The following is a 237-nucleotide window of genomic DNA, read 5'->3' as shown; positions in this document are numbered from 1 at the left end:
AGGGAATCGATGTTTCTTTCTCTTCCTGCAGCTACTAAGATGTTTCAGTTCACTGCGTCTACCTCTTGCTAGCTATGTATTCACTAGTCAAGTAATCAGCGACTAAGCTGATTGGGTTTCCCCATTCGGAAATCTCCGGATCAAAGCGTACTTACCGCTCCCCGAAGCATATCGGTGTTAGTCCCGTCCTTCATCGGCTCCTAGTACCAAGGCATTCACCATGCGCCCTTCATAACT

Annotated in this window: 1 rRNA gene; it reads right to left on the bottom strand. The window is 47.7% G+C overall.

The annotated features are described in order from the left end of the window. A 23S ribosomal RNA gene (locus LMC10_RS00375) occupies positions 1-237 on the bottom strand; the annotation flags it as partial.

This window comes from Limosilactobacillus reuteri subsp. simiae, from assembly GCF_020784875.1.
Taxonomy (GTDB): domain Bacteria; phylum Bacillota; class Bacilli; order Lactobacillales; family Lactobacillaceae; genus Limosilactobacillus; species Limosilactobacillus reuteri_H.
The sequence above is the reverse complement of the archived record's forward strand: the minus strand, read 5'-3'. Positions and strand labels throughout refer to the sequence as shown.